This is a genomic window from Gordonia aichiensis NBRC 108223, from assembly GCF_000332975.1.
Classification (GTDB): domain Bacteria; phylum Actinomycetota; class Actinomycetes; order Mycobacteriales; family Mycobacteriaceae; genus Gordonia; species Gordonia aichiensis.
Genome location: NZ_BANR01000006.1, coordinates 212,588 through 237,418 on the forward strand (window position 1 = coordinate 212,588; position 24,831 = coordinate 237,418).

26 protein-coding genes are annotated in these 24,831 nt (G+C 66.5%); 4 read left to right on the forward strand and 22 right to left on the reverse strand.

Translation table 11 applies throughout. The features are described 5' to 3' along the window. Window positions 1-43 precede the first annotated feature (43 nt). Both GOACH_RS10040 and guaB read right to left on the reverse strand, forming a co-directional pair. Window positions 44-1,186 carry a GuaB3 family IMP dehydrogenase-related protein gene (locus GOACH_RS10040; protein WP_005174134.1) on the reverse strand — a complete coding sequence of 381 codons (1,143 nt, stop codon included), beginning with the start codon at window positions 1,184-1,186 and terminating at the stop codon, window positions 44-46. A 77-nt stretch (window positions 1,187-1,263) separates the two neighbouring features. Next, window positions 1,264-2,775 (reverse strand): IMP dehydrogenase, encoded by a 1,512-nt coding sequence (gene guaB, locus GOACH_RS10045; protein ID WP_005174135.1) that lies wholly within the window; start codon window positions 2,773-2,775, stop codon window positions 1,264-1,266. A 131-nt stretch (window positions 2,776-2,906) separates the two neighbouring features. On the opposite strand from guaB, the gene GOACH_RS10050 reads away from it, so the two are divergent. Next, window positions 2,907-3,296, forward strand: coding sequence for a DUF5319 domain-containing protein (locus tag GOACH_RS10050; protein WP_040518229.1), 390 nt, complete (start codon window positions 2,907-2,909; stop codon window positions 3,294-3,296). A 171-nt stretch (window positions 3,297-3,467) separates the two neighbouring features. Here GOACH_RS10050 and GOACH_RS10055 read toward each other — a convergent pair whose 3' ends face one another. From GOACH_RS10055 to GOACH_RS10065, 3 genes are read right to left on the reverse strand one after another with little or no spacing between them, the layout of a single operon-like run. Further along, the gene (locus GOACH_RS10055) at window positions 3,468-4,409 is read right to left on the reverse strand and encodes an anti-sigma-D factor RsdA (RefSeq protein ID WP_005174142.1); all 942 of its coding nucleotides are present in this window, start codon (window positions 4,407-4,409) and stop codon (window positions 3,468-3,470) included. Continuing rightward, a complete protein-coding gene (locus tag GOACH_RS10060; RefSeq protein WP_005174144.1) occupies window positions 4,393-4,980 on the reverse strand; it encodes a sigma-70 family RNA polymerase sigma factor in 588 nt (195 codons plus the stop codon). The genes GOACH_RS10055 and GOACH_RS10060 overlap by 17 nt, the downstream gene beginning before the upstream one ends. A 41-nt stretch (window positions 4,981-5,021) precedes the next feature. Beyond that, window positions 5,022-5,861, reverse strand: a complete 840-nt coding sequence (locus GOACH_RS10065; protein WP_005174146.1) for a hypothetical protein — start codon at window positions 5,859-5,861, stop codon at window positions 5,022-5,024. Window positions 5,862-6,300: 439 nt separating this feature from the next. Here GOACH_RS10065 and GOACH_RS10070 point away from each other — a divergent pair, with 439 nt between their 5' ends. Next, the gene (locus GOACH_RS10070) at window positions 6,301-6,597 is read left to right on the forward strand and encodes a WhiB family transcriptional regulator (RefSeq protein ID WP_005174148.1); all 297 of its coding nucleotides are present in this window, start codon (window positions 6,301-6,303) and stop codon (window positions 6,595-6,597) included. Window positions 6,598-6,741: 144 nt separating this feature from the next. On the opposite strand, the gene groL is transcribed toward GOACH_RS10070, so the two are convergent. From groL to GOACH_RS10085, 3 genes are all read right to left on the reverse strand, one after another. Further along, on the reverse strand, window positions 6,742-8,355 hold the full coding sequence (groL, locus tag GOACH_RS10075; protein ID WP_005174149.1) for a chaperonin GroEL: 1,614 nt from the start codon (window positions 8,353-8,355) through the stop codon (window positions 6,742-6,744). 113 nt (window positions 8,356-8,468) lie between these two features. Further along, entirely contained in the window at window positions 8,469-8,768 is a 300-nt protein-coding gene (gene groES / locus GOACH_RS10080) for a co-chaperone GroES (RefSeq protein ID WP_005174150.1), read from the reverse strand. 168 nt (window positions 8,769-8,936) lie between these two features. Beyond that, window positions 8,937-10,460 carry an MFS transporter gene (locus GOACH_RS10085; protein ID WP_245551865.1) on the reverse strand — a complete coding sequence of 508 codons (1,524 nt, stop codon included), beginning with the start codon at window positions 10,458-10,460 and terminating at the stop codon, window positions 8,937-8,939. A 99-nt stretch (window positions 10,461-10,559) separates the two neighbouring features. Between GOACH_RS10085 and GOACH_RS10090 the strand changes: the two genes are divergently transcribed. Next, on the forward strand, window positions 10,560-10,970 hold the full coding sequence (locus GOACH_RS10090) for a MarR family winged helix-turn-helix transcriptional regulator (RefSeq protein WP_005174152.1): 411 nt from the start codon (window positions 10,560-10,562) through the stop codon (window positions 10,968-10,970). 10 nt (window positions 10,971-10,980) lie between these two features. Here GOACH_RS10090 and tsaD read toward each other — a convergent pair whose 3' ends face one another. Genes tsaD through alr form a run of 6 tightly spaced genes read right to left on the reverse strand, consistent with a single transcriptional unit; the run spans window position 10,981 to window position 15,999 of the window. Further along, window positions 10,981-12,030 carry a tRNA (adenosine(37)-N6)-threonylcarbamoyltransferase complex transferase subunit TsaD gene (gene tsaD, locus GOACH_RS10095; protein WP_005174156.1) on the reverse strand — a complete coding sequence of 350 codons (1,050 nt, stop codon included), beginning with the start codon at window positions 12,028-12,030 and terminating at the stop codon, window positions 10,981-10,983. Beyond that, window positions 12,027-12,524, reverse strand: a complete 498-nt coding sequence (gene rimI / locus GOACH_RS10100; protein WP_005174158.1) for a ribosomal protein S18-alanine N-acetyltransferase — start codon at window positions 12,522-12,524, stop codon at window positions 12,027-12,029. The genes tsaD and rimI overlap by 4 nt, the downstream gene beginning before the upstream one ends. After that, window positions 12,521-13,225, reverse strand: coding sequence for a tRNA (adenosine(37)-N6)-threonylcarbamoyltransferase complex dimerization subunit type 1 TsaB (gene tsaB, locus GOACH_RS10105; protein ID WP_005174159.1), 705 nt, complete (start codon window positions 13,223-13,225; stop codon window positions 12,521-12,523). The genes rimI and tsaB overlap by 4 nt, the downstream gene beginning before the upstream one ends. Then, the gene (gene tsaE / locus GOACH_RS10110) at window positions 13,218-13,670 is read right to left on the reverse strand and encodes a tRNA (adenosine(37)-N6)-threonylcarbamoyltransferase complex ATPase subunit type 1 TsaE (protein WP_005174160.1); all 453 of its coding nucleotides are present in this window, start codon (window positions 13,668-13,670) and stop codon (window positions 13,218-13,220) included. Before tsaE ends, tsaB begins: the two co-directional genes overlap by 8 nt. Then, window positions 13,667-14,794, reverse strand: coding sequence for an alpha/beta fold hydrolase (locus GOACH_RS10115; RefSeq protein ID WP_005174161.1), 1,128 nt, complete (start codon window positions 14,792-14,794; stop codon window positions 13,667-13,669). Before GOACH_RS10115 ends, tsaE begins: the two co-directional genes overlap by 4 nt. Then, window positions 14,791-15,999, reverse strand: coding sequence for an alanine racemase (gene alr, locus GOACH_RS10120; protein ID WP_083859043.1), 1,209 nt, complete (start codon window positions 15,997-15,999; stop codon window positions 14,791-14,793). Before alr ends, GOACH_RS10115 begins: the two co-directional genes overlap by 4 nt. A 164-nt stretch (window positions 16,000-16,163) precedes the next feature. Here alr and GOACH_RS10125 point away from each other — a divergent pair, with 164 nt between their 5' ends. After that, window positions 16,164-16,556 (forward strand): hypothetical protein, encoded by a 393-nt coding sequence (locus GOACH_RS10125; protein WP_005174167.1) that lies wholly within the window; start codon window positions 16,164-16,166, stop codon window positions 16,554-16,556. Between the two features lie 35 nt (window positions 16,557-16,591). Here the strand turns inward: GOACH_RS10125 and GOACH_RS10130 are convergent, their stop codons facing one another. The 8 genes from GOACH_RS10130 to glmM form a co-directional block, all read right to left on the reverse strand. Beyond that, window positions 16,592-18,046 (reverse strand): bifunctional ADP-dependent NAD(P)H-hydrate dehydratase/NAD(P)H-hydrate epimerase, encoded by a 1,455-nt coding sequence (locus GOACH_RS10130; protein WP_005174168.1) that lies wholly within the window; start codon window positions 18,044-18,046, stop codon window positions 16,592-16,594. Between the two features lie 8 nt (window positions 18,047-18,054). Further along, window positions 18,055-19,917 carry a glutamine--fructose-6-phosphate transaminase (isomerizing) gene (glmS, locus tag GOACH_RS10135; RefSeq protein ID WP_040518235.1) on the reverse strand — a complete coding sequence of 621 codons (1,863 nt, stop codon included), beginning with the start codon at window positions 19,915-19,917 and terminating at the stop codon, window positions 18,055-18,057. A gap of 6 nt (window positions 19,918-19,923) precedes the next feature. Then, window positions 19,924-20,862 (reverse strand): dienelactone hydrolase family protein, encoded by a 939-nt coding sequence (locus tag GOACH_RS10140; RefSeq protein ID WP_040518237.1) that lies wholly within the window; start codon window positions 20,860-20,862, stop codon window positions 19,924-19,926. Between the two features lie 4 nt (window positions 20,863-20,866). Further along, complete coding sequence (locus GOACH_RS10145) at window positions 20,867-21,124, reverse strand: hypothetical protein (protein ID WP_005174171.1); 258 nt, start codon at window positions 21,122-21,124, stop codon at window positions 20,867-20,869. Then, window positions 21,121-22,230: a hypothetical protein gene (locus GOACH_RS10150; protein WP_005174172.1), complete on the reverse strand. Its 1,110-nt coding sequence runs from the start codon at window positions 22,228-22,230 to the stop codon at window positions 21,121-21,123. The genes GOACH_RS10145 and GOACH_RS10150 overlap by 4 nt, the downstream gene beginning before the upstream one ends. Continuing rightward, window positions 22,227-22,622 carry a type VII secretion target gene (locus GOACH_RS10155; protein ID WP_005174173.1) on the reverse strand — a complete coding sequence of 132 codons (396 nt, stop codon included), beginning with the start codon at window positions 22,620-22,622 and terminating at the stop codon, window positions 22,227-22,229. The genes GOACH_RS10150 and GOACH_RS10155 overlap by 4 nt, the downstream gene beginning before the upstream one ends. A gap of 113 nt (window positions 22,623-22,735) precedes the next feature. Further along, window positions 22,736-23,431, reverse strand: coding sequence for an HAD family hydrolase (locus tag GOACH_RS10160; RefSeq protein ID WP_005174174.1), 696 nt, complete (start codon window positions 23,429-23,431; stop codon window positions 22,736-22,738). Window positions 23,432-23,435: 4 nt separating this feature from the next. After that, on the reverse strand, window positions 23,436-24,830 hold the full coding sequence (gene glmM, locus GOACH_RS10165; protein ID WP_005174176.1) for a phosphoglucosamine mutase: 1,395 nt from the start codon (window positions 24,828-24,830) through the stop codon (window positions 23,436-23,438). Window position 24,831: the final 1 nt, after the last annotated feature.

Genomic DNA, 24,831 nt, shown 5'->3' on the forward strand with positions numbered 1-24,831 from the left:
CGGATGGCGTGACGGCGGTCTCACCCTGTAGCGCGGTGCGCGGTCACGCCCGAACCGACAAACCGACCTTCTGGAACTCCTTGAGATCGGAGTAGCCGGCTTTTGCCATCGAACGACGCAGCGCCCCAACAAGATTCAGCTCGCCGAACGGGTCGTCGGACGGACCGTTGAGCACCGTGTCGATACTCGGGCGTCCCTCGTCGGTCGAGACGCGAAGGAGGGCGCCCCGCGGGGTGTCGGGGTGCGCCGCCGCCGATGGCCAGAACCACCCGCGACCGGGAGCCTCGGCCGCGGCGGCGAGCGGAGTGCCCAGCACCGCTGCGTCGGCACCGCAGGCGATCGCTTTGGCCAGGTCGCCCGACGTGTGGATATCGCCATCGGCGATCACGTGGACGTAGCGTCCCCCGGTTTCGTCGAGGTACTCACGCCGGGCCGCCGCGGCGTCGGCGATGGCGGTGGCCATCGGAACACCGATTCCGAGAACCTCTGAGGTGGTCGTCGCGCCCTCGGCCGACCCGTAGCCGACGATCACGCCCGCCGCTCCGGTACGCATGAGATGCAGGGCGGTGCGGTGGTCGTGCACGCCACCGGCGATCACCGGGATGTCGAGTTCGGCGATGAAGGTCTTGAGGTTGAGCGGCTCCTCTTCGCCACGGACGACATGCTCGGCGGAAATGATCGTGCCGTGTACGACGAGGATCTCCACTCCGGCGGCGAGAAGGGTGGGTGTCAGCTCCGGTGCATGCTGGGGACTCACGCGCACTGCGGTCGTGACACCGGCGTCGCGCACGAAGCTGACGGCCTCACCGAGCAGATCGGTGTCGATCGGGGCGCGATGGAGCTCCTGCAGGAACCTCACGGGAGCTTGTGGATCCGGATCGTTGAGAGCGATGTCGACGAGTTGCGCGATCTTGTCCTCGACGTCGCGATGCCGGGCCCACAGGCCCTCACCGTTGATCGCGCCGAGTGCACCGAGCTTGCCCAACTTGACGGCCATCTGCGGCGAGACCAGCGCGTCGGTGGGATGGCTGAGGATCGGCGAGTCGAACCGATAGGCGTCGATCTGCCAGGCCGTCGACACCTCCTTCGACGACCTCGTCCGTCGCGACGGAACGATGGTGATGTCGTCGAGTTCGTATGTTCGACGGGCGGTTCTGCCCATGCCGATGTCGGTCAGGTCACGCACCGTTGCGCCTCTCTGGGGGTTGTTGGACTGCCATTCGACTGCTCGGGGCAGCGATCAGTTCGATCACTGCGATGACGTCAGCGGGAATAGTAGTTCGGCGCCTCGGCTGTCAGTGTGATGTCGTGCGGATGTGATTCTTTGAGGCCCGCCGCGGTGATCTGCACGAACCGCGCACCCTGCAGGTGGTCGATCGTCGACGACCCGGTGTATCCCATCGATGCACGCAGACCACCCACGAGCTGATGGACAACCTGCCCCAGCGGCCCGCGGTAGGGCACGCGCCCTTCGATGCCCTCGGGCACCAGCTTCTCCTCGGCGAGCACGTCGTCCTGGAAGTACCTGTCCTTGGAGTACGACTTGCCCTGTCCACGTCCCTGCATGGCGCCGAGGGAGCCCATACCGCGGTAGCTCTTGAACTGTTTGCCGTTCACCAGGATCAGGTCGCCGGGTGCCTCTCCGGTGCCCGCGAGCAGCGATCCGAGCATCACGGTCGACGCGCCTGCCGCAAGGGCCTTGGCGATGTCGCCGGAGTACTGCACACCGCCGTCGGCGATGACGGGCACGTCGGCCTTGCGGCACACGGCCACCGCTTCGAGGATCGCGGTGATCTGGGGTGCGCCGACGCCTGCGACCACACGCGTGGTGCAGATCGAGCCGGGGCCGACGCCCACCTTGACAGCGTCGGCACCCGCATCGACGAGCGACTGCGCGGCTTCGCGTGTGGCGACGTTACCGCCGACGATCTGGACCCGATCGCCGATCTCGGCCTTGAGCTTGGAGACCATGTCGAGCACCAGACGGTTGTGCGCGTGGGCGGTGTCGACGATGATCACGTCGACACCCGCATCGGAGAGTGCCATCGCACGCTCCCACTGCGGGTCTCCGGTGCCCACGGCCGCTCCGACGAGCAGCCGGCCGTCGGAGTCCTTGGTGGCGAGGGGATGCTGCTCTGTCTTGACGAAATCCTTGACGGTGATCAGGCCGGTGAGTTTGCCGTTGCCGTCGACGATCGGCAGTTTCTCGACCTTGTTGCGGCGCAGAAGCCCGAGTGCGGCCTCGGCGGACACGCCCTCCTGCGCAGTGACGAGCGGGGCCTTGGTCATCACCTCGGAGACCGGGCGGTTCTGATCGACCTCGAAGCGCATGTCGCGATTGGTGATGATGCCGACGAGTTCGCCGCGCTCGTCGACGACCGGCAGGCCGGAGATGCGGTATCGCGCGCACATCGCGTCGACCTCGGCCAGGGTGTTGGTCGGCGAACACGTCACCGGGTCGGTCACCATGCCGGCCTCGGAGCGCTTGACCGTCTCCACCTGGCTCGCCTGGGCCTCGATCGAGAGATTGCGATGGAGCACACCCATGCCTCCGGCGCGCGCCATCGCGATCGCCATGCGCGACTCGGTGACCGTGTCCATCGCCGAACTGACGAGGGGTACGCGCAGCGTGATGTCTCTGGTGACCCGCGACGACGTATCGACCTCGCTGGGGATCACATCCGATGCCGACGGCAACAACAGGACGTCGTCAAACGTCAATCCGAGCATTGCGACCTTGCCGGGGTCGTCTCCTCCGGTGCGAACCTGCGTCATTCGTCCATTCTATCTGGTAATGGAGTGCTGCTGATTTCGCCCGCAGCGAAGGCGAGACCGTCGGGCGTGCGGTCTGTGCACACAACGCAACCGCACGACATCATGGCCGCGGAATCGGTTACGGTGGATATGTGCGTGATCATCTCCCACCGGGCCTTCCACCAGACCCGTTCGCCGACGACCCCAGTGATCCGGCCTCGATGCTGGATTCGATGGAGCCCGGGATCCCCTTGGACGAGAGTGAGCGGCTCGCGGTCGAAGAGGACCTGGCCGATCTCGCAGTCTACGAGGCACTGTTGGCACACCGCGGGGTCCGTGGTCTCGTCGTGGTCTGCGACGACTGCCAGGAAGACCACTACCACGACTGGGACATGCTGCGGGCCAACCTGCTTCAGCTATTGATCGATGGGACCGTGCGTCCCCACGAGCCTGCCGTCGATCCGCGCCCCGACGCCTACGTCACCTGGGACTACTGCCGCGGTTATGCCGACGCGCACCACCATCTCGACAACGAGCGCTGACTGAGGCGACGGCTCCGGCGGCGTCGCCGCCGAGCCACCGTCCCTCACCACATCATCTCTTACCACGGCATACGAATACACCACGAGCCCCGTTTCGGCGGGGCTCGTGGTGTATTCGGTGTCGAAAGGTGTTACTCCGTCTGACCGACAGTGCATCCAGCTCTGAGAAGGTCAGCTCGAGGGCGGCCAACTACTCGACGGACCGTCATTGGCCGCGGTCGTCGTGGTGGTCGCCGTCGTCGTCGGCGGTTTGGTGGTTGTCGGCGCTGGTGTCTCGCTTGTCGGCGACGGCGTCGTGTGTGGTGGCGTCGTGGCGGGATTCGTCTCGGTCATGAGCTGATTGGTCGGCCCTTGGGGCTCGGTCGATCGTGCCTGCGATGTATCGACGGTTCCACCGTTCGGCGCGGTCGCCGACGTACCGCTTCCCGGTGTGGTGCCGGTATCGGCGCGCAGGCGTCCGATCCACTCGTTCATATGTGAGCGGGTCGAGGAATCGCGCACCGGCCCCATCGAACTCTCCGCTCGGGAAATCAGCGATTCCGCAGCGGGCGTGTTGCCGGCCGCGAGTTCGGCCTCGGCTTTCTCGAGGTTGGTCCGTACGTCGTAGGCGGCTTGCGTTTCCGACGCCGCCTCCGCGAACACCACCTTCTTGACGTTCCACAGCGGGTCGCCGGGTTCGGAGCCCTGAGACATCACTGTCAGCCCTGCGGCCGCGACGACAGCAACCGCTGCCGCACCCGCAACGATGCGCAGCGTACGCACGACCGTCCGAGTCTTGGCCCGCGGGCGTTCCGCAGCGATCGCATTCTCGACGTCGGCCACACTCGGCCCGAGCGGCAACGGATCGGCAAGCGACTCGTGGCGCCACGCCGAGAGCAGTCCCGCGAGTTCGTACTCGGCATCGTCGCGTGTCGGCGTGGGTACGTCGTGTGACAGCGCGTCGATGAACGCGTCGTCGAATTGCACCGCGGAGATGTCCACGGGCATCTCGTCCGGGGTGGCCCACTCCCCCGTGGGCTGGTTATACGCACCTGTTCCGGTGTCGTGCATGCCCCCCGACTGCCGCCGACCCGGCACGGAGCGACCACGATACGACTCATGCCCGTCGTTCATCATGCCCTCCTGCCTTCCTCAGCTGTTCCTTCAATTTCGCCAATGCTCGGTGTTGCGCGACGCGGACCGCGCCGGGCGTGCTCCCCACGGCCTCGGCGGTCTCCTCGGCGGACAGTCCGACGACCAGGCGCAGGATGAGCACCTCACGCTGCTTCTCCGGAATCAGAGCGAGCAGCGCCTTCATCTGTCTACTGGCATCGGCGTCGAGTGCGCTCTGCTCTGGTCCTCCGGTCATCTGGACGACCTCAGGGAGCTGCTCGACGGGATCGGCCTTCACGCGACCGGCGACGCGCATGGCATCGGCGACCTTGTGCGCGGCAATGCCGTACACAAAAGCCATGAACGGTCGGCCCTGGTCCTGATACCGGGGCAGCGCGGTCATGACAGCCATAAGGGCCTCCTGCGCCACGTCGTCAGCGGAGAACAAATGGCGTTCTCCGGCACCGATTCGCCCTCGGCAGTAGCGCACAATGGGTTCCTGCACACTTTCGAGGACTGACGTGAGTGCGACCCGGTCGCCCGACGCGGCTGCGCGGACGGCTTCGTCTAACTCAACACCTGTCAGTTTCATCGTCAGTTGAGATCCCCGTGTTACACGTTTGTGTTGGCTGATCAATCGGGTCGTGATGGGTCCAGCGGTGGCCGTCGGAACGGCATCCCCCGATCAACAAGCATGTCATGCAAGCGGGTGATGCCCGCAATCGTCGTATCGGACGTGTCACCCAGGCCGTGCAACAACGACGTCGACGCCCAGGTCAGAGGCACAAACCCGCCCGCCTCGGCCCGGTTGACGCATGACTTTGCCACCGTATACGCCTCAGATGCTTTCTCGGTGGCCGCCGCGGCGATCAGAGCAGTCTTGATGTGATGGCGCTCATGATCCGGCGACACAGAGGACATCATCATCTGGGCCTCTCCGATCAGGCGACGTCCCCGCTCCCCGTCACCGGTGCAGATCGCGAGTTCGGTGCCGACCCAGCGCTCTCGTACGAGCGGTCGGACTTTTGTGACGAAAGCCGTCCACTCGCCAAGGGCGGGGTTGCCGACGGCGGTGTCCGTGTTCACCAGCGCACGTGCCCGCGCGAGGAGACGAGCAGACGAATCGAAGCGAAAGCGGCCGAGAGCATCGGCCGCCAGGCCCACGAGGGCATCGTGGGCGGCGACGCGAACCCATGGATCGGTCGAGCCGAACGGATCGGCGAGTTCGGCGAGCGCCGCGGCGTCGAATCCCACGGCGAGATCGTGCCTGCCCGATTGTCGGTACAGAGACCCTGTGGTGCTCCACGCCAGTGAGACCACGTCGGCTGCGTCGGCAACTCGCGCACGGTCGCGGAGCTGCGACAGCATGGTCAGCGCCGCAGCACCGTCGCCGAATCCTCCGCGTTCGACGGCTCGCCACCATTGCTTTCGCAGCGAACTCTCGCCTTTTCCGTGGTTCACGTCACTTCTCATGCTTCCGTTTTCCTGAATTTAACGTGCCGTCACAATTCTTTAATCCGAGCCCAACGTCACGTGCACATGATGAATACATTTCCTACGTGTTACCCCGACGTTCCGGGGCAGACAGCCGCCTACGATCGCATTTTCGCTCGTGCAGAGTGAAATCAATCGGTATCGGCGCACTTCACGCCGCCTCCTGCAGCATCGCGCAGGGTCGTTGCAGGTGGTGCGGACGACCTGTGGTAGCCCACACCGGTGACACAACATTTCGTTAACAACGATGGAATTTTTTGAACGATCTTGTCCTCGGGACGCACTATTGACGCTGTTTCCGCCGTCCGCTTAATGTTTGCGTTGCAAGCCGAAAGCGGCGATGCGCCAGTGTGGTTCCCCGGTTTCACGATCGGTGGAGCAGTGCAGCGGTACCTCGAAAATCGAAGGAGTTCGTGCCATGCCTCAGCCAAATCATCTCCCCGGACCTAACGCCGATATCTGGGATTGGCAGATGCAAGGCCTATGTCGTGGCGTCGACTCGTCGATGTTCTTCCATCCCGACGGCGAGCGGGGACGGGCACGGGCACAACGTGAGCGTCGTGCAAAGGAAATGTGTCACCAGTGCCCGGTCATCGCGCACTGCCGTGAGCACGCGCTCGCCGTCGCCGAGCCCTACGGCATCTGGGGCGGACTGTCGGAGTCCGAACGCAGCATGTTGATGAAGCGTGGCGTCGGACGTCGCATCGCGAGCTGACCGAGCCCGCGCAGTACACCGGCTCACACGAGCGGGCACCACAGAAGAGCAGACACGGCAAGGAGCCCGGGCGACCGCAATGGATCCGCCCGGGCTCCTTCGTCTCTGACCGGCAGTCGGTGTCAGACCGCTCGGTCGACTCGCCTAGTGCGCGTGCCCGTGACCGTGGTCGTCGGCGCCCTCAGCGGGCTCATCGGCGACTGCTGCCTCGGTGGTCAGCACCATCCGAGAAGCCGACGCAGCGTTCACCACTGCCGACCGGGTCACCTTGACCGGGTCGATGATGCCGTCGCCGAGCAGGTCACCGTACGAGAGCGTCGCGGCGTTGAAACCGTGGCCGGTCTTCTCACGTGCGACCTTGTCGACCACGACCGCACCGTCGACGCCCGCGTTGCTGGCGATCCAGTAGAGCGGCGAACGCACGGCGTCACGGACGACCCTGACGCCGAGCGCCTCATCCTGGCCGAGTCCCTCGGCGAGGGCATCGAGTACCTTCGACGCCTGCACGAGTGCCGACCCGCCACCGGGGATGATGCCCTCCTCGACGGCCGCCTTGGCTGCGGCGACCGCATCCTCGACGCGGTGCTTGCGCTCCTTGAGAGCCGTCTCCGTCGGGGCACCGACGCGGATCACCGCGATGCCGCCGGAGAGCTTCGCCAGACGCTCGGCGAGCTTTTCGCGATCCCAGTCGGAATCGCTGTTGTCGATCTCGCGTCGGATCTGCTCGGCGCGTGCGGCCACGGCCTCCTTCGAGCCACCACCCTCGACCAGCGTGGTGGTGTCCTTGGTGACGACCGCCCGGCGCACAGTGCCGAGCTGATCGAGCTCGGTTGTCGACAGTGACAGACCGATGTCGGTGGAGATCACGGTGCCGCCGGTGACCACTGCGAGGTCGTCGAGGAACGCCTTGCGGCGATCCCCGAAGAACGGCGCCTTGACCGCGACAGCCTTGATGGTCTTGCGGATCGAGTTGACCACGAGCGTCGACAGGGGCTCACCCTCGACGTCCTCGGCCACGATCAGCAGCGACTTGCCCGACTGCGCGACCTTCTCCAGCAGGGGGAGGAAATCGGGCAGCGAGCTGATCTTGTCGCGGTAGAGGAGCACGAGAGCGTCCTCGAGCACCGCTTCCTGCAGGTCGGGGTCGGTGATGAAGTACGGCGAGAGGTAGCCCTTGTCGAACTGCACTCCCTCGGTGACCACCAGTTCGGTGTGCAGACCCGAGCCTTCTTCGACGGTGACGACGCCGTCGGTGCCGACCGTCGTCATCGCCTTGCCGACCATCTCGCCGACCTCGGGGTCGCGCGAACTGACGGTGGCGACCTGCGCGATGGCCTTCTCGCCCTCGACAGGCGTCGCCACGCGCACCAGTTCGTCGCTGATCGCGTCGGCAGCCTTGGAAATTCCTGCGCCGAGCGCCACCGGGCTCGCGCCCGCCGCGACATTGCGCAGCCCCTCGCTGACGATTGCCTGCGCGAGAACGGTTGCGGTGGTCGTGCCGTCGCCCGCCACGTCGTTGGTCTTGGTGGCGACCGACTTCACCAACTGAGCACCCATGTTCTCGAACGGGTCCTCGAGTTCGATGTCGCGAGCGATCGTCACACCGTCGTTGGTGACCGACGGTCCGCCGAACGCCTTGGACAGCACCACATGTCGCCCGCGCGGGCCGAGTGTCACCTTGACCGTGTCAGCGAGCTGATCGATACCGCGCTCGAGTGAGCGACGGGCCTTCTCGTCGAATTCGATCTGTTTGGCCATGATTTCCTTCTTGAGTGCCTTCTACTTGGATTGAATGGGGGCACAACGTAAGCCGCCCCGGGGTCTGTGTACAGACCCCGGGGCGGAACGACCACACGTTGGTCCGTGGGCTGTTACTTGCCGATCACCGCGAGCACGTCGCGGGACGAGAGGATCAGGTACTCCTCGCCGGCGTACTTGATCTCGGTGCCGCCGTACTTGCTGTAGATGACGGTGTCGCCTTCTTTGACGTCGACAGGGACGCGATTGCCCTGCTCGGTGACACGTCCCTCGCCGACGGCGATGACGGTGCCCTCCTGGGGCTTCTCCTTGGCGGTGTCCGGGATGACCAGACCGGATGCGGTGGTCGTCTCGGCCTCCACAGCCTGCACCAGGATCTTGTCCTCAAGCGGCTTGATGTTCACGCTCGCCACGATGTGAGTCCTCAACTTTCTCATCTGAGAAACGATGTATGTGTTTGCGGGCCCTGCACGAAACCTCGTCGTCGCGGGTGCCGAGGTTCACTTCAGTGCCTACTGGCACTCTATACGTGAGAGTGCCAGCACTCAAGAGGCCTGGGTGCAACGTCGTACATCCACTCGTCAGACACGCGCCGGAACACGACGCGACAGCCACGATGCCACGAGCGCCCCGATCAGACCGGCCACGGCGAGCGCGCTGACCACCCAGATCGCCGTCGACATTCCGCCGAGTAAGTGGCCGTGCTCCGATTTTTCGGTCGAACTGGCCAACACCGCGGTGATGACAGCGAGCATCACCGCTCCCCCGACCTGAACACTCGTATTGACCAGACCCGACGCCAACCCCTGCTCATGGTCGGCGACGCCCGCGGTGCCCTGCGAGTTGATCGAGGGGAAGCACAACGCGAAGCCCACACTCAGCAACACGATCGTCGGAAGCAGGAAGTCGACGTAGGACATGCCGGGCTGCACACGGGAGAACCACAGGTAGCCGCCGAGGAACGCTGCGAATCCCGCAACGAGAAGCAACGGCGTGGGCACGCGGTCGAGCACCCGGTCCATTCGAATCGCACTCGCCACCACGATGACGCCTGCGGGCAGGAAGGCCAGCGCCATCGCCAGCGGCGACCAGCCCAGCGAGTCCTGCAGGTACAGGGTGACCACGAACTGGAAGGCAACATAGCCGCCGAACATCAGCGCCCCGGACAGGTTGGCATGCACCAGCAACATCGAGCGCAGAATCCCCGGTCGGACCAGTGGGTGACGGTGGCGGAACTCGACGACGACGAACGACAAGCCCAGCACCACAGCTGCCACGAATGACGCGATGGTCACGGGAGCCGCCCAGCCGACCTCGGGAGCCCGCACAACCGCGAAGACCAGCAGCAACAGCGCGCCCGTACTGGTGAGCGCACCGAGAGCGTCGAACTGACTCAGACGCATCGGCGTTCGCGGCGCTCTGGGGATCACTCGCAGGCCCGCCACGAGCAGCAGCAGTGCGACCGGCCCCGGGAAGAGCAGGGTCGCCCGCCAGGACAGTTCGGTCAGCAGCCCGCCGAAGACCAGCCCGAGCGAGAAGCCGCTCGCGCCGCAGACGGTATAGATGCTGAACGCCTTGTTACGCGCGGGACCCTCGGCGAACGTCGTCGTGATAATCGACAGACCAGCAGGAACCGTGAACGCCGCGGCGATGCCCTTGACGAACCGAAGGCCGATGATCACGCCGGTGATGTCGACGACGGCGCTCGCGACGGACGCGACGCCGAAAACCCCGAGAGCGACGAGGAAGACCCGACGTCGGCCGAAGAGGTCACTGGCCCTGCCGCCGAGAAGTAACAGCCCGCCGTAACCGAGGACGTAGGCGCTCACGATCCACTGGAGCTGCGACTGCCCCATGTGCAGATCCGTGCCGATCGACGGGAGTGCGACGCCGACCATCGAGATGTCGAGGCCGTCGAGGAACAGCGCCCCCGCCAAGACGACCAGGAGTATCCATACCCTGCTCGTCCAACCGGACGCCGAGGTGATGTGCAGGTCCGATGACGGTTCGGGGTGTACCGATTGGGTGTCGTGCGCCTGCTCGGCTGTGGCGCCGGCCGAGACAGACCTGTTCGCGATGACCACGTCGTGTGTGTTGTGTGCCATGCCGAGAACTATATGCATGTGCATTCAATGCGTCTACATTAATTGCAGTCACATCGTTTGCCCGCGCATATATTGACGACGGAGGGTAGGATGCGGGTCATGACCAAGGCGGTGACATCTTCCGACGCCCTCGCCGCCGCGTGGCGTGATCTCTCCATCCGCTACAACAAGGTGCTCTGCTCACTCGATCGTGAGCTACAGAGCAAGCACAATCTCTCCTCGAGCGAGTTCGAAGTACTCGAGGTGCTTGCCGAGTCCGACGATCATCAGGCGCGTATGAGCGACCTCGCCAGCGGCGTGCATCTGAGCCAGAGCGCGTTGTCGCGCGTCGTGGCTCGCTTGGAGAAGGACGGCCTCGTCTCTCGGACGATGTGCACCGCGGATCGTCGTTCCGTGTTCGCGAAACTCACCTCGACCGGCGAGGAACGCTACGCGCAGGCTCGCCCCACGCAGCGTGAGACTCTGGCCTCACTGACCGACGGATGCCCACAACTACTGCGCGAGGAGTGACGTCGCCCGTTCAGCGCTCCTGCGAGACCTGAACGCTCAGACCGGGATCGGTGGCCACCGTCAACGGGGACGCCTGCGCGCCACCGGCGATCACGTGAGCACCGAGCGTCGCGATCATCACACCGTTGTCGGTACAGAGCCGAGGTTTCGGGACGCGGAGCGTGATACCCGCCGCAGCGCAACGCTCCTGGGCGAGCGACCGGATTCGGGAGTTGGCCGTCGCACCCCCACCGAGCACCAACGTGTCGACGCCCAGATCAGTGCAGGCCCGAACCGCCTTCAGTGTCAGCACGTCTGCCACCGCCTCCTGAAACGACGCCGCGACGTCGGCAACCGGCACGTCGACCCCGTCGCGACGACACTTCTCGACGTGGCGTGCCACTGCTGTCTTCACTCCGGAGAACGAGAAGTCGTAGCGCGCGTCGCGGGGTCCGGTCATACCGCGGGGGAATTCGATCGCGTGCGGATCACCTTGTGCCGCAGCCTTGTCCAGCGCGGGGCCGCCGGGGAAACCGAGATCGAGCAGTCGTGCGACCTTGTCGAACGCCTCACCTGCCGCGTCGTCGACAGTTGTACCGAGTTCGACGATCGGATCTGCCAGGTCGGTGACGTGGAGCAGATGCGTGTGGCCGCCGGAGACGAGCAGCGCAACGCACTCGGGCATCGGGCCGTGTTCGAGAGTATCAACCGCGACGTGCCCGCCGAGGTGGTTCATCGCGTACAACGACACATCCCAGGCCAGCGAATACGCCTTGGCCGCAGCGACTCCGACCAGCAGGGCGCCGGCCAGTCCCGGCCCGATCGTGACGGCGATGGCGTCGGGTTTGTCGATGCCGGCGGTCTCCCGCGCTCGCTGCATCGCGGGCACGATCGCCTCGAGGTGCGCGCGCGAAGCGATCTCGGGAACCACGCCCCCGAACCGTGCGTGCTCGTCAACACTCGACGCCACCTCGTCGGCCAGCAACGTCACCTCGCCGGGCGCGTCGCCCACGCCCGGCGTCCACTCGACGATCCCGACACCCGTTTCGTCGCACGAACTCTCGACGCCCATCACGATCATGCGGGATCACCTCCGCGCCCCGAGACCGAAGGACGTGCCATGGTGTAGGCGTCGGCGCCGGAGGGCTGATAATAGTTGCGGCGGACGCCGCGCTGTACGAACCCGTTGCGCTCATAGAGCGCGATGGCCGTCTCGTTGTCGGTTCTGACCTCGAGATAGACAGGTGCATCTGCGGCGTCGGCAACGGCGAGCATCTCGGCGAGAAGCGCACGTCCGTAGCCGAGTCCACGATGACTCGGAGCAACAGCGATGGTGTGGATCTCGCACTCGAAGGCGCCTTCGCTGCCCAGCGTCGAAATCCCCGCATACCCTACGACCTCGCCACCGGGTATCTCGCGTGCCGCGAAGTATCGGTTGTACGGTGCGTTCAGCTCGGCACGAAATGCCGTTGCCGGCCACGGTGAATCGCCGACGAACATCTCGCGCTCGAGAGATGCGCATCTCGGGATGTCCGAGTAGTCCAAGAGATCGATGAGCAGCTCGTGGGTGGTCACTTCGGGATCACCGCCTTGTCTCGCTGGTCTTTTCGTTCGACGGCATCCGGCCGACGGAGATACAGCGGGGCGAGCGGGCCCGGCTCCGTGCCCGACACGACGTCGCGCGCGCCGGCCAGGAGCAGACCCCGCGCCGTCGGTGTACTCACGAGCGACGGTTCGCCCTGCCAGCCGCTGAGCTCGAGATGACTCGGCGAGCCTGCGGCCGCATCGACCGGTTCTGCCGCAAGCGAGTGCGCGACAACAGAAGGGGCTGCCACATCGGGGCCACTGATCCGCGCACCGTCTGAGTAACGCGCCCAGTAGACCTCGCGGCGTCGGGCGTCGGTCACCACGACCATCGATGCAGCGGAGGCGACATGCTGCGCGGCGTCGGCGGCTATCGCGTCCAGGGAACAGATGCCGTAGACCGGAAGGCCAAGTGCGTCACCGAATCCCGCCCCGGTCGCCATGCCGACCCGCAGCCCCGTGAACGGCCCGGGACCGCACCCGACCACGACCGCATCGAGTGCCTCGCGGCGTACGCCCGCCTCGTCGAGCGCCTCGGACATCAGCGTCGTCAGTATCTCCGCGTGCCGCCGATGGTCTGCGACCGCGCGCTCGGCCGCGACGCGCACGAACCCATCGCCGTCGACCGTCCCGACACCGGTCACCACCACGTCGGTGGCGGTGTCGATGACGAGCACCGTCATCTCATCCATCTATCCAACTCCATTGCGCGTGCCGGACATCGGTGTCGGGATCGCGCCGCAACCGCACCAGCAGGTGCCGTTCGGCGAGACGTTCCGCAACGCCTTCGCCCCATTCGACCACGACGACCGCGTCCTCGAGATCAGTGTCGAGATCGAGCGCATCCAATTCGTCGAGGCCACCGAGACGGTAGGCATCCACATGCACCATCCCGGGACCATCGGGCGACCCCGGCTTGTGTTCACGGGCGATGATGAACGTCGGCGAGGACACCCGGCCGACCACGTGGAGCCCTGCGGCGATCCCGCGCGCCATCGCTGTCTTGCCGGCTCCGAGCGGACCGTCGAGGATGACCACGTCGCCCGCCGAGAGTTCCCGTGCGAGTTCGACTCCCAGTGCCTCGGTGTCGGAGACATCGGGAAGATCGCGACTGCCGACAGTACCGGTGCCGCTCATCGCCGCCTGCCCAACAACGGAATTCGACGGCGCCGCGGCTGCGGACGTGCCACCCTCGATCGTTCGACGAGGTCGGCGATCGCGTCGGTCACCCGGTCGGGCTGCTCCATCAGCACCATGTGACCCGCACCGTCGACGATGTCGAGGCGCGAGTCGTCGCCCAGATCGCCGAACATGTGCAGCGAGTTGGGCAGTGGCGTCATCTGGTCCGCGGTCCCGCAGACGACGGCGGTCGGGACCGCCGCGATCACGGGGAGCCCCATCGATTCGTCGTGACGCTCCAGCGCGTTCAAGAAACTGACGACAGTCGAGATCGGCGTGTTCTGGATCATCTTCTCCACGGCTCGGCCCAGTGCGGGACTGTGGAAGTCCGGACCGAAACTCGCAGACACCAGGACCGGCTCGAGAACGAGCCTGGTGAGGTCGCGGCCTGCCTCGATCATCCGCGGCGTCCGACGAACCGTTGCGCGGAACGCGTCGACCAGCGGATTACGCAGTCCGCGCGCGAGGCCCGCCTCGGTCAGCCCACGGGCCGCGGTGGCAACCAGCGCGACGCCTGCCACCGGACCATCCGGCCCGAAGAGCTCCGAGTGTCGTCGCGCCAGTGCCATGATCGACATTCCGCCCATCGAATGTCCGCACAGGACAACAGGTCCCGCCGGCGCGACGGTCCGCATCACCGCGGCGACGTCGTCAGCGATCTGGGCGATGGTGCAGGTCTCGGGAGGCGCCGCGTCAGACTTTCCGTGCCCCCGATGGTCGAAGAACACCAACCTGATTCGACGTTGCGCCCAGTGCTGAGCGAGATCGAATCGCTGAAAGTGCCACGACGCCATACGCAAACTGAATCCATGCACGAAGAGAACCGTCAGCTCGGGCGTCTCACCGGGGCCGATGCCGCCCAGGTCGACGGTGCGCACCGCGAGCGCCAATCCGTCGTCGGTGGTGACCGTCGACGCCGCGTCGGAGTAGATGGCGGTGAAATCGATTCCCGCATACGCGTCGCCGATGCTGTCTCGACGGCGACGCGCCAACGCCCGACCGGCACCCGACACGGCAAGTCCGCCCAGTGCCCCGAGGCCGCCAAGTCCCGCAACCAGCCCCAGCCGCTCGTACGCCTTCACCGCTGCGCCGCCGCGACGTCGCGCGCTGTCTCTGCGCCAAGTGCTTCCCTACCGACGTACTGCCGCAGTGCGCGAGCGCCGACCCCGGTGATGATCTCGTAGTCGATGGTGCCGATCTCCTCGGCCCACTCGCGCGCGATCGGGGCACCGTCGGTACCGGTGCCGAACAACTCGGCGATGTCGCCCTCGGCGACTCCGCCGCCGTCGGGTCCGAGGTCGATCACGAACTGATCCATGCAGATCCTGCCGACCTGAGGGAAGCTGCGGCCGTTGACCTGCACGCGCATCCGATTGGACAGCAACCGCGGCACACCGTCGGCGTAGCCTGCTGGGACCACCGCGATCACGGTGTCCCGATCAGACGTCCACTGGTGATTGTAGGAAACCCCCTGCCCCGCAGCGAGTTTCTTCACAAGAGCAACCTCAGCACGCAGCGTCATCGCCGGCACCAACCCGAAGTCGCCACGCTCGGGTATCGGGGTACATCCGTACAGCGCGATACCGGGACGGACAAGATCGCGAGCCAGGTCTGGACGTGTCAGCGCTGCAGGTGAATTGGCGATGTGCATCACCTCGGCGGGGCTTCCCAACCGTGCGAGATCGGCGGCGGCCAGATCGAGGCGTTCGGCCTGCTGCGAGTTCAACGGATGGTCCGGCTCGTCGCCACGAACCAGGTGACACATGATCGCGCGGACGTGCACCGCACCGCCGGCGTTCGCCTTCGCGAGGTCGTCGGCGAAGTCGGCCCATTCGTCCCGGGCCACGCCACTGCGGTTGAGTCCGGTGTCCACCTTGGCGGTCACGGTCGCAGTCCGACCGAGACGCCGTGCGGCGTCGACGACGAGGGCGAGTTGTCGGCGTGACGACAGCGCGATGTCGACGTCCGCGGAGATCGCAGCGTCGAACGAAGCGTTGGTGGTGTGCAGCCATGCCGTGATGTGCGCGTCGAGGCCCGCGTTGCGTAGCGCGACCGCTTCGGCGATGTGCGCGACACCGAGTTCGACAGCCCCGGCCGCCAGGGCCGCGCGCGCCACCGGAACAGCGCCGTGCCCGTAACCATTGGCCTTGACCACGGCGATGACATCCGCACCCGCAGCCGCGCGGACCACACCTACGTTGTGTGCAATCGCGTCGAGATCGACGGTTGCCGTCAAAGCCGCAGGCAGCGCGTCCGGTGGTGGGTCGGTGACAGTCATCGCATCCATTGTCCCAGATCGCGCCAACTCACCTGCGCGCGGCGAGCCCACCGATGGCGCAGATCCACCCGGGCGAATGAGTAGTCCTGCGCATCCGTGACCGGCGTGACGAATGGTGGACTGGCCAGCAACATCCGCGCAACTCACCGTGTACCCGCGACGACAGGACCCTCATGAGCTCGATACCCACTCCGGAATCGACCGACGCCCGTCGGCGAACGACTCTGCAGACGGCCCGACGCCGCACTGCGATCTCCTTCGGATCGCTGGTACTGACCGTCGCGGCTGTGGCGGGGGGCTTCATCGTGGTCCTGCTGGGTACGGTCGACGGCGATGGCAGCGGGGGCGACGACGCGGTCACCCACCTGGGCGTCGGAATGGTCGTCGTCGGCGGGCTCTTCGGGCTGATCTCACTGGTCACGATGATCACCGGACTTTTCGCCACGGTTGCCGCGACTCGCGAGCACCGATACAGCCGGGCCCAGATCACCTCGGCCTGGATCGGCACCGCGCTCAACATCGGAGTCCACCTGTTCTTTCCGATTCTCCGTAGCCTCGTGCTCTGAGCGGTACCGTCACCTGGTCCTGCTGTTCGCGCAGGTCAGCCGAGCAGTTCCCTGATGGCAGGGCGCAACCCGCCGAGCAGATTCGACGCGCCGATCGGCGCACCTCCGCTGGCCACGGCCGCAGCGTGCGCGTGCACCCGCGCGGCGCAGGCGCCCGCCCACAGCGGTGGTAGCCCTGCGGCCAGCAGCGCTCCCGCGATCCCTGACAACACGTCCCCTGCGCCCGCGGTGGCGGCCCACGACGACCCTGCGTCGTTACCGAACACCGTGCCGTCCGGTTCGGCCACGAGGGTGATACGGCCTTTGAGCAGCACCGTCACACCCCAGTGGGCAGCGAGACCCGCGACCGCCCCGAGCCTGTCGGCACCGACCTCGTCGCCGGTGAGACGTGCGAACTCACCCGCATGCGGTGTCAGCAGCGTCGGGGCATCACGTCCGCGCACCAATTCGGGATGCTCCGACAGAACCGTCAGCCCGTCCGCGTCGACGAGGACCGGCAGTTCGGTGGCAAGTATCTTCCCCATCAGATCGACGGCCTCATCGTCGGTTCCTGCGCCCGGCCCGACGACCCACGCCTGAACGCGCCCCGCGTCGGCGAACTCCGGGACCGCGACCACCTCCGGAAAGTGCTCGACCACCTCGGCGTGCGCCGACCCGACGTAGCGCGTCATCCCCGACGTCGCGGTCACAGCGGCGCCCGTGCACAGAATGCCGGCACCCGGATACCGATGCGACCCGGCGATCACCCCCACGACCCCCTGCGTGTACTTGTCATCGTGCGGTCCGGGAACCGGCCAGGCGTCGGCGATCTCCTCATCGGTCAGTGAGTACAGTCGTGGCCGCGCCGCCGGCGTCGACACCACCGGCGTGCCCTCGGGGTCCTCGGCAAGGCCGATATCGACGAGTTCGACGCGCCCGCACTGCGGCGCCGCGAGCAGGTGGGCGCGTCGCCTGACACCAAACGTGACCGTGAGGTCCGCCCGTACGGCAGGGTGGTTGACCTGCCCGGTATCGGCGTCGACACCGGACGGGAGATCGACGGCCACGATCGGCGTCAGCGGGTCGATGGACTCGAAAACCTTTGCGGCGTCGGGACGTAGCGGCCCGTGCCCACCGATTCCCACAATTCCATCGATGACGGCGTCGAGCGAGGGCGGCAGCGTGTCGACCACCCGCCCACGTGCGCCACGAAACGCCGCCAAGCCGGATGCGTGCGCTTTGTCGGGCGCGAGCAGGAGTGCGCTGACCGCGACACCGCGCCGAGCGAGTGCCGCCCCGGCGTAAAGCGCGTCGCCACCGTTGTCTCCTGCTCCGACGACCATGCCGACGCTGCGCCCGACGACGTCGCCCACACGATCACGCAGAAGGGCGAGAACCGCCCGGGCCACACCATGAGAGGCGCGTCGCATCAACGTGCCGTTGGTCAGCAACTCCCCCGTCGCCCGTTCCGCGGCTCGGACGTCGTCGGCTGGGAGGTAGCTGACCGGCATGATGGCCTCTATTCGACAGTGACCGACTTGGCGAGGTTGCGTGGCTTGTCGACGTCGTACCCGCGTGCCTGCGCGACACTCGCGGCGAAGACCTGCAGCGGCACGGTCGACACCAGCGGCTGCAGCAACGTCGTCGTCTTCGGGATCGGGATGAAGTGGTCGGCCACCGCGCGTGCGGCGTCGTCGTCGGGTTCGGCGATCACGATCGTCGTCGCACCGCGTGCCTGGATCTCGCGGATGTTGCTCACCATCTTCGAGTGCAACACCGCGCGTCCTCCGGCCTGCGGCATGACGATGATCACGGGCAGGCCGTCTTCGATGAGCGCGATCGGACCGTGTTTGAGCTCACCCGCGGCAAACCCCTCGGCGTGCATGTAGGCGAGTTCTTTGAGCTTGAGCGCGCCCTCCAGCGCCACCGGGTAGCCGACGTGACGACCGATGAACAGCACGGTCGGCTGATCGGCGAGCGAGCGGGCCAGCTCCTGCACCGGCTCCATCGTGTCGAGAACCTCGCGCACTGCGCCGACCATAGCCTCCATGGACTCGAACTCACGCGCGACCTCGTCGGCGTATTTGGTACCGCGCGCCTGCGCCAGCGCGAGACCGACCAGGTAGGCGGCCGCGATCTGCGCAAGGAAGCACTTGGTCGACGCGACGCCGATCTCCGGACCGGCGTGCGTGTAGAGCACAGCGTCCGACTCGCGCGGAATCTGTGCACCGTTGGTGTTGCAGATGGCCAGGACACGCGCGTTCTGGTCCTTGGCATGGCGCACGGCTTCGAGCGTGTCGGCAGTCTCACCCGACTGTGAGATGGCCACGACGAGGGTCTGGCGGTCGAGCACCGGATCGCGGTAGCGGAACTCGCTGGCCAACTCGACCTCGACGGGGAGGCGGGTCCAGTGCTCGATGGCGTATTTGGCGAGCAATCCCGCGTGGTAAGCGGTACCGCAGGCAACGACGAAGACCTTGTCGACATCACGCAGGTCGCCATCGCTCAGACGTTGCTCGTCGAGCACGATCCGGCCGTTCTCCAGGTGCCCGAGCAAGGTATCGGCGAGCGCGCGCGGCTGCTCGGCGATCTCCTTGAGCATGAAGTAGTCGTAGCCGCCCTTCTCCGCGGCAGCCAGGTCCCAATCGATGTGGAACGGCTTGCCGGGCCGAGGGTTCTGGTCGAAGTCGGTGATCGTATAGCTGTCGGCGGTGATCACCACCACCTCGTCCTGGCCGAGTTCCACTGCATTGCGTGTGTGCTCGATGAACGCGGTGACGTCGGATGCGACGAACATCTCGTCGTCGCCGACACCGACGACCAGCGGCGTCGACCGGCGCGCCGCAACGATCGTGTCGGGATGATCCGAATGCGTGAAGACCAGCGTGAATGCGCCGTCGAGACGACGCAGCGCCGCGTAGGCACTCGCGACGAAGTCACCCGCGGTCGGCCCGGAGTTGTACTCGCGCTCGACGAGGTGCACCGCAGTCTCGGTGTCGGTGTCGGAGGTGAACTCGATGCCCCCTGCCTCGAGTTCGGCGCGCAACGGTGCGTAGTTCTCGATGATCCCGTTGTGGACGACGGCGATCTTGCCGTCAGAACTCACATGGGGATGGGCATTGCGATCGGTCGGCTGACCGTGCGTCGCCCATCGCGTGTGCCCCATTCCGGTCGTGCCCGTCAGTGCCTCACGGCCGACAGCGGCGATCTGCTTGTCCAGGTTCTCGAGACGGCCTGCCTTCTTCTCGACGGTCGTATGACCGTGCCCGTCGAGAATGGCGACACCCGCCGAGTCATATCCGCGGTACTCCATTCGACGCAGCGCCTCGACAACGATGTCGAGGGCATCGCGCCTGCCCACGTATCCGACGATTCCACACATAGATGTTCAGCGTACCGGGGATTTTGCGAGCAACTGACGAGCACCGCCGCCCGACTTGGCCCCGAGTAGCCGCGACACCGAATCGAGGCGATCCTCGGGCGCGTCGTCGAGGTCGACCGGTATGGCCTTGCCGATCTCTGCGTCCGCGTCGGCGAAGCCCGCATAGGCGGGGTCGTTGGTGAGGGTGTACAGCAGGTATCCGGTCGTGATCGCACGAACGAGCGAATGGGTCTTGTGTTCGACTCCGCTGAACCCGAGCAGCGTCTTCAGGGACGGCTGGGCGACGATGCTTGCACGATCGGCTTTGGCGATGGTGCGCAAGGACACATCGCCGGCATAGTCGGCGGCCAGAGACAACGCGTTCGCGTCGACGTTGTCGAGTTCGCTCGCGCCGGTCAGCAGCAGACATGGCGCGGTCGCGGTGGCGGCAGCAGCGGGCAGCGCGTCGGTCGTCGGCGCAGGGAAAAGCGCGACGACCGCGCGAACGTCCGGAGCCGGAACGCCGAGCAATTGCTGGTCAGATGCGGCGATGACCGCCGCGGACGCACCGAATCCGTGGCCGACGAATCCCACCTGCTCGGGGTTGACCCGCACATCACCGGTGCCGAGCGGATAGTTGCTGACGATCGAGAGCGCGGTGCGCAGGTTGGCTGCCAGCCCGATATCAGAGGCGGCAAGCCCCTTCTGCTCGTCGGATGCGACGGCGACGATGCCCCAGGTCGCCAGGTGGTAGAGCAGTTCGCGGTAACGGGAACTGTCGGTGAGCCAGCCGTGCCCGAAGGCGATGGCCGGATAGCGTCCGCGGTCGGCGGGCGTGAACACCTGCCCGCGCTCCCCGACGATGCCGAGATCGCCTCGTAGCACCTTGTGCGGTCCTCGACGGGACAGTTCCTTGACCAGTTTGCTTGCCGGCTTGGCCGACGACGGCTTCTTGGACACGGAGATCAGACTATGCGGTCCCGGTGGGCGAATGGGGACTCGCCTCGGTCATGTCGGCAGGCAACAGCAGCCGCGGCATCGCTTCGGCACCGTCGGCGTCGTCCTCGAGTTGCGCGCGCAGACGCGCTGTCTGAGAGCCCGCGTCGCGGCGGTGCTCGGCCAGGGCACGCGCGAGCTCGTGCTGCGTCGTGCTGAACTCCCGTGACGCCGCGACGATCGATTCGATCGCTGCGCGCGCGATGCCCTCTATCTGGTCGGCGAGGATCATTGGTCACCCGCGAGCGCAAGATCAGACTCGGCACGGCCGGGGTTCGGCGCTGCAGATTCTGGTGAAGGCGGTCCGGGTTCGCGCGGTGCTGGTTCAGGCGCGGGTTGCTCCGCAGGCGGTGCGGGTTGCGCGGGCAGGGGCACTTGTTGCTCGGCGCCCGCGGCCTCGTCCCCGGCAGGCGACTGCTCGCCGCCACCCTCGCTTGCCTCGTGTGACAGCGTGAACGGGACGTCGACCCCCTCCTCGGATCTGCCCGTCTCGGGCGGCGAGGGCGCCCCGTCGGTGCCGTGTGTGGGCGGGTTGGCTGGTTGCGCCGTCCCCGAAGATGTCGGCGGCGGACTCGCATCCGGCTCGACCGACGAGGTCCATTGCCGCTCGACATGACTGAGGTCCGATCGACTCGACGGGGACGGACTCGACGGGGACGGACTCGACGGGGACGACGAGTGAGTGCCGAATGCGCTGCGGCCGTCTCTGTCGTGACTGTCGAGGTCCTCGGTCGCACGGTTGAGGGCGTGCAGGATCTCCAGCACGCTCGTCATCGTGGTCTCCGCGGTCTCGCGGAACAGCGAGATGCGCGAGGCCACGTCGGCCGCCACGAGCGGTAGCGGAACCCGACCTGTGAGGACCGCAGAGGGGAGGTCCGGTAGCGGAACGCCGGAAACGAACGGCGACGCGCAGCGGGCGACGGTCAGATACCAGGTGCGCAGCAGACGGTCGATACCCGACGACGCCGCGACGGTCGCCTCCGACAACGTGCGGAGTACGCCGAGTTCGGCCTCTGCCCGGCGCTGGTGTGCGACCACCTGCGCCATCGCGGCCCGCCCCGACAATCCCGACCAACTGTCGTCGAGCCGGATCTGCTGTTCGGGCAGGCGGTGAAGCTGCTCGGCGACCGCCCGATGCGCGATCGTCAGCCGGTGCGCGTCGTCGGACAGGCCGGCGACGTCGAAGTCACCGAGGCGCGCCAACGGATCTCGGATCTCCTCGTTGGACGGGACATCGAGCCCCAGCGTGCGCGCAACGTCCAGCAACGAGATCAGGTCCTCACTGCTCGCGATGGCGTGTGCGCGCAGTGCCGACAACCCGTCGGCGTCGACGCTCATCGTGCGCCCGGCACCGAGCCGTGCGGCGACACACCTTCTGCCGCAACAACGTCGACGGAACGTCGAATTCCGGCGGCGCACTCGTCGTCTGCGTTGTCGAAGCGCTCCACGCCCCGGAACAGACACTCGGAGAGTTCGGCTGCCGCGGCCGCTTGCGACGTGAGTCGTTGAGCGAGCATCGCCCCCATCGCCGCGTACCGGTCAGCCATCGGCCGATAGGTCTCACCGGGACTCCAACTGCCGAACGTGTGCGCCCTCATGTCGTCGGCTGCCGCCTTCACCACCAGCGAGGCCCGTCGGTAGAACGCCGCAACTGCTTCGATTCTCTGCACGTCGACGAGCACGCGATCCGGGTCGACCGCGCCTGACTGCGACTCTGGATTTGTTCGCATTGTTCCCCACCCGTCTCCGCCCATGGTCGTGGCGTTGAAGTCTAGACGTTACCGACGTGCCCCGGGTTCCACATTCGGCGAAAACACCTACGCGCAATCAACGTCGGGGCTGACTACCAGGAGATCCCGTGCCGTGTCACGGCGTCGACCAGCGCGGTCGGGCGCTGCCGCGGGGGCACGTCCTCGACCAGTTCGAAGGCGCATCCGATCCTCGTCGATCCGCCGTCGGCCTCCCGGCTGTCGCCGATCATCAGGGCGTCGTAGCCTGCGACGCCGAGTTCGTCGAGAGCCGCCTCGAAGATTCGGGGGTTGGGTTTGATCGCACCGACCTCGTAGGACAGCGCATAGGCGCCGACGCGCTCACGCAGGCCGACGCGGTCGAGTACCTTCCGGACATCGAACGCGATGTTGCTGACGATTCCGACCGGAACCCCCGCAGAACCCAGACCCCGCAGCACTGCCGCGGTGTCGTCGAACGGTTCCCACGACGCCGGATCCAGCACACGCTCATAGAGCGATTCGGCCTGGCCCGGGACCGTCAGCCCCGACGCCCGAAGAATAGCCAGATATGCCCGACGATGCTCGTCTGGGTCGAGATCCCTTCTCTCCCAGGAGATCCGATCGTCATCTTCGACGGCTGCCGGAAGCCCGACGGGCTGGGTCATCCGTCGGATGAGCTCCGCTTGGTGCTCGAGGTGCAGAGGTTGTCCGTTCGCGTCGTGCATGTCGGCGAACCACTCGGGGCGGTCGGTGAACCGGAACAGCGTGCCCGAGAAGTCGAACAGGACCGCTTTCGGGATACCGCTCATCGGGTCACCGGCCGGCGGCCGACCGCGCGTCCGGGGAGTGCGACGCGCCCGCCTCGGCGACGATCTCCGCGATGCGCTCGGCGGTACCGCGTGCGAGTTCGGAAGTCGGCGCCTCGACCATGACCCGAACCAACTGCTCGGTTCCCGAGGGACGCAACAGGACTCGACCAGTCGATCCCAACTCCTGCTCGGCTGCCTCGACGGCGTCGCGCACCGACTCGGCGATCGCGACCGCGTGCTTGTCGGCGACACGTACGTTGATGAGCTCCTGCGGAAGCACGGTGACGATCGACGCGAGCTCCGCAAGGCGCGCACCGGAGCGCACGATCTGCTCCATCAGCAGCAGCCCGGTGAGGATGCCGTCACCGGTTGTTCCCGAGTGGGGGTAGACGATGTGGCCGGACTGTTCGCCACCGAGCGAATAACCGCCGCGCCGCAACTCCTCGAGCACGTACCGATCGCCAACTGCCGTGGTGCGCACCTCGATCCCCGCTTCGCGCATGGCGATGTGCAGACCGAGATTGCTCATCACTGTCGCGACGAGGACGTCGTCAACCAGTCGGCCGCGCGAATGCAGCGCGGTCGCCAGGATCGCCATGATGGCGTCACCGTCGACCACGTGGCCGGTGGAGTCCACGGCAAGGCACCGGTCGGCGTCACCGTCGAATGCGATGCCCAGATCCGCACCGTGCTCGAGCACAGCGGCCTGCAATTTCTCCATGTGCGTCGAACCGCAGTCGGCATTGATGTTGATGCCATCGGGTTCCGCGTGAATGGTGGTGACCGTTGCGCCTGCTGCACTGAACACCTGCGGACCCACCTGTGCGGCAGCACCATTAGCGCAGTCGACGACGACGTTGAGTCCGTCGAGTCGAGCCTCGATGGCTGCCGCGAGATGAGCTGCGTAGCGGTCGGCGGCGTCGGGCGCCTCACGCAGACGACCGACTCCAGCACCGATGGGGTGCGGGATGTCGTCGGAGGCCATCACGGCCTCGATGCGATCCTCGACCGCGTCATCGAGCTTATGGCCGCCAGCACCGAAGAACTTGATGCCGTTGTCGGGCATCGGATTGTGCGACGCCGAGATCATGACACCGAACGCGGCGTCGTAGTCGCCGGTCAGGAACGCAACGGCCGGGGTCGGCAGTACACCGACACGGATCGCGTCGGCTCCGGCGGCAGCCAGGCCCGCGCAGACGGCGGCTTCGAGCATCTCGCTCGACGCGCGCGGATCGCGACCGACGACCACCTGGGGTCGTGAGCCCGAGGCGTCGTCGCCGGATGTGGAGAGTTGTCCGAGAACGACCGCGGCGGCCGAGGCCAGGCGCAACGCCAACTCTGCGGTGAGTTGGTCGTTGGCCAGGCCCCGGACGCCGTCGGTACCGAAAAGGCGTGCCAAG

What these genes read in the sequence shown, in the direction of transcription:
- guaB (WP_005174135.1), bottom strand. Translation starts at nt 2,775, where the DNA reads ATGACGCAGGTTCGCACCGGAGGAGACGACCCCGGCAAGGTCGCAATG.
- GOACH_RS10055 (WP_005174142.1), bottom strand. Translation starts at nt 4,409, where the DNA reads ATGAACGACGGGCATGAGTCGTATCGTGGTCGCTCCGTGCCGGGTCGG.
- GOACH_RS10060 (WP_005174144.1), bottom strand. Translation starts at nt 4,980, where the DNA reads ATGAAACTGACAGGTGTTGAGTTAGACGAAGCCGTCCGCGCAGCCGCG.
- GOACH_RS10065 (WP_005174146.1), bottom strand. Translation starts at nt 5,861, where the DNA reads ATGAGAAGTGACGTGAACCACGGAAAAGGCGAGAGTTCGCTGCGAAAG.
- GOACH_RS10070 (WP_005174148.1), top strand. Translation starts at nt 6,301, where the DNA reads ATGCCTCAGCCAAATCATCTCCCCGGACCTAACGCCGATATCTGGGAT.
- groL (WP_005174149.1), bottom strand. Translation starts at nt 8,355, where the DNA reads ATGGCCAAACAGATCGAATTCGACGAGAAGGCCCGTCGCTCACTCGAG.
- GOACH_RS10085 (WP_245551865.1), bottom strand. Translation starts at nt 10,460, where the DNA reads ATGGCACACAACACACACGACGTGGTCATCGCGAACAGGTCTGTCTCG.
- GOACH_RS10090 (WP_005174152.1), top strand. Translation starts at nt 10,560, where the DNA reads ATGACCAAGGCGGTGACATCTTCCGACGCCCTCGCCGCCGCGTGGCGT.
- tsaD (WP_005174156.1), bottom strand. Translation starts at nt 12,030, where the DNA reads ATGATCGTGATGGGCGTCGAGAGTTCGTGCGACGAAACGGGTGTCGGG.
- tsaB (WP_005174159.1), bottom strand. Translation starts at nt 13,225, where the DNA reads ATGGATGAGATGACGGTGCTCGTCATCGACACCGCCACCGACGTGGTG.
- tsaE (WP_005174160.1), bottom strand. Translation starts at nt 13,670, where the DNA reads ATGAGCGGCACCGGTACTGTCGGCAGTCGCGATCTTCCCGATGTCTCC.
- alr (WP_083859043.1), bottom strand. Translation starts at nt 15,999, where the DNA reads ATGGATGCGATGACTGTCACCGACCCACCACCGGACGCGCTGCCTGCG.
- GOACH_RS10125 (WP_005174167.1), top strand. Translation starts at nt 16,164, where the DNA reads ATGAGCTCGATACCCACTCCGGAATCGACCGACGCCCGTCGGCGAACG.
- GOACH_RS10130 (WP_005174168.1), bottom strand. Translation starts at nt 18,046, where the DNA reads ATGCCGGTCAGCTACCTCCCAGCCGACGACGTCCGAGCCGCGGAACGG.
- glmS (WP_040518235.1), bottom strand. Translation starts at nt 19,917, where the DNA reads ATGTGTGGAATCGTCGGATACGTGGGCAGGCGCGATGCCCTCGACATC.
- GOACH_RS10145 (WP_005174171.1), bottom strand. Translation starts at nt 21,124, where the DNA reads ATGATCCTCGCCGACCAGATAGAGGGCATCGCGCGCGCAGCGATCGAA.
- GOACH_RS10150 (WP_005174172.1), bottom strand. Translation starts at nt 22,230, where the DNA reads ATGAGCGTCGACGCCGACGGGTTGTCGGCACTGCGCGCACACGCCATC.
- GOACH_RS10155 (WP_005174173.1), bottom strand. Translation starts at nt 22,622, where the DNA reads ATGCGAACAAATCCAGAGTCGCAGTCAGGCGCGGTCGACCCGGATCGC.
- GOACH_RS10160 (WP_005174174.1), bottom strand. Translation starts at nt 23,431, where the DNA reads ATGAGCGGTATCCCGAAAGCGGTCCTGTTCGACTTCTCGGGCACGCTG.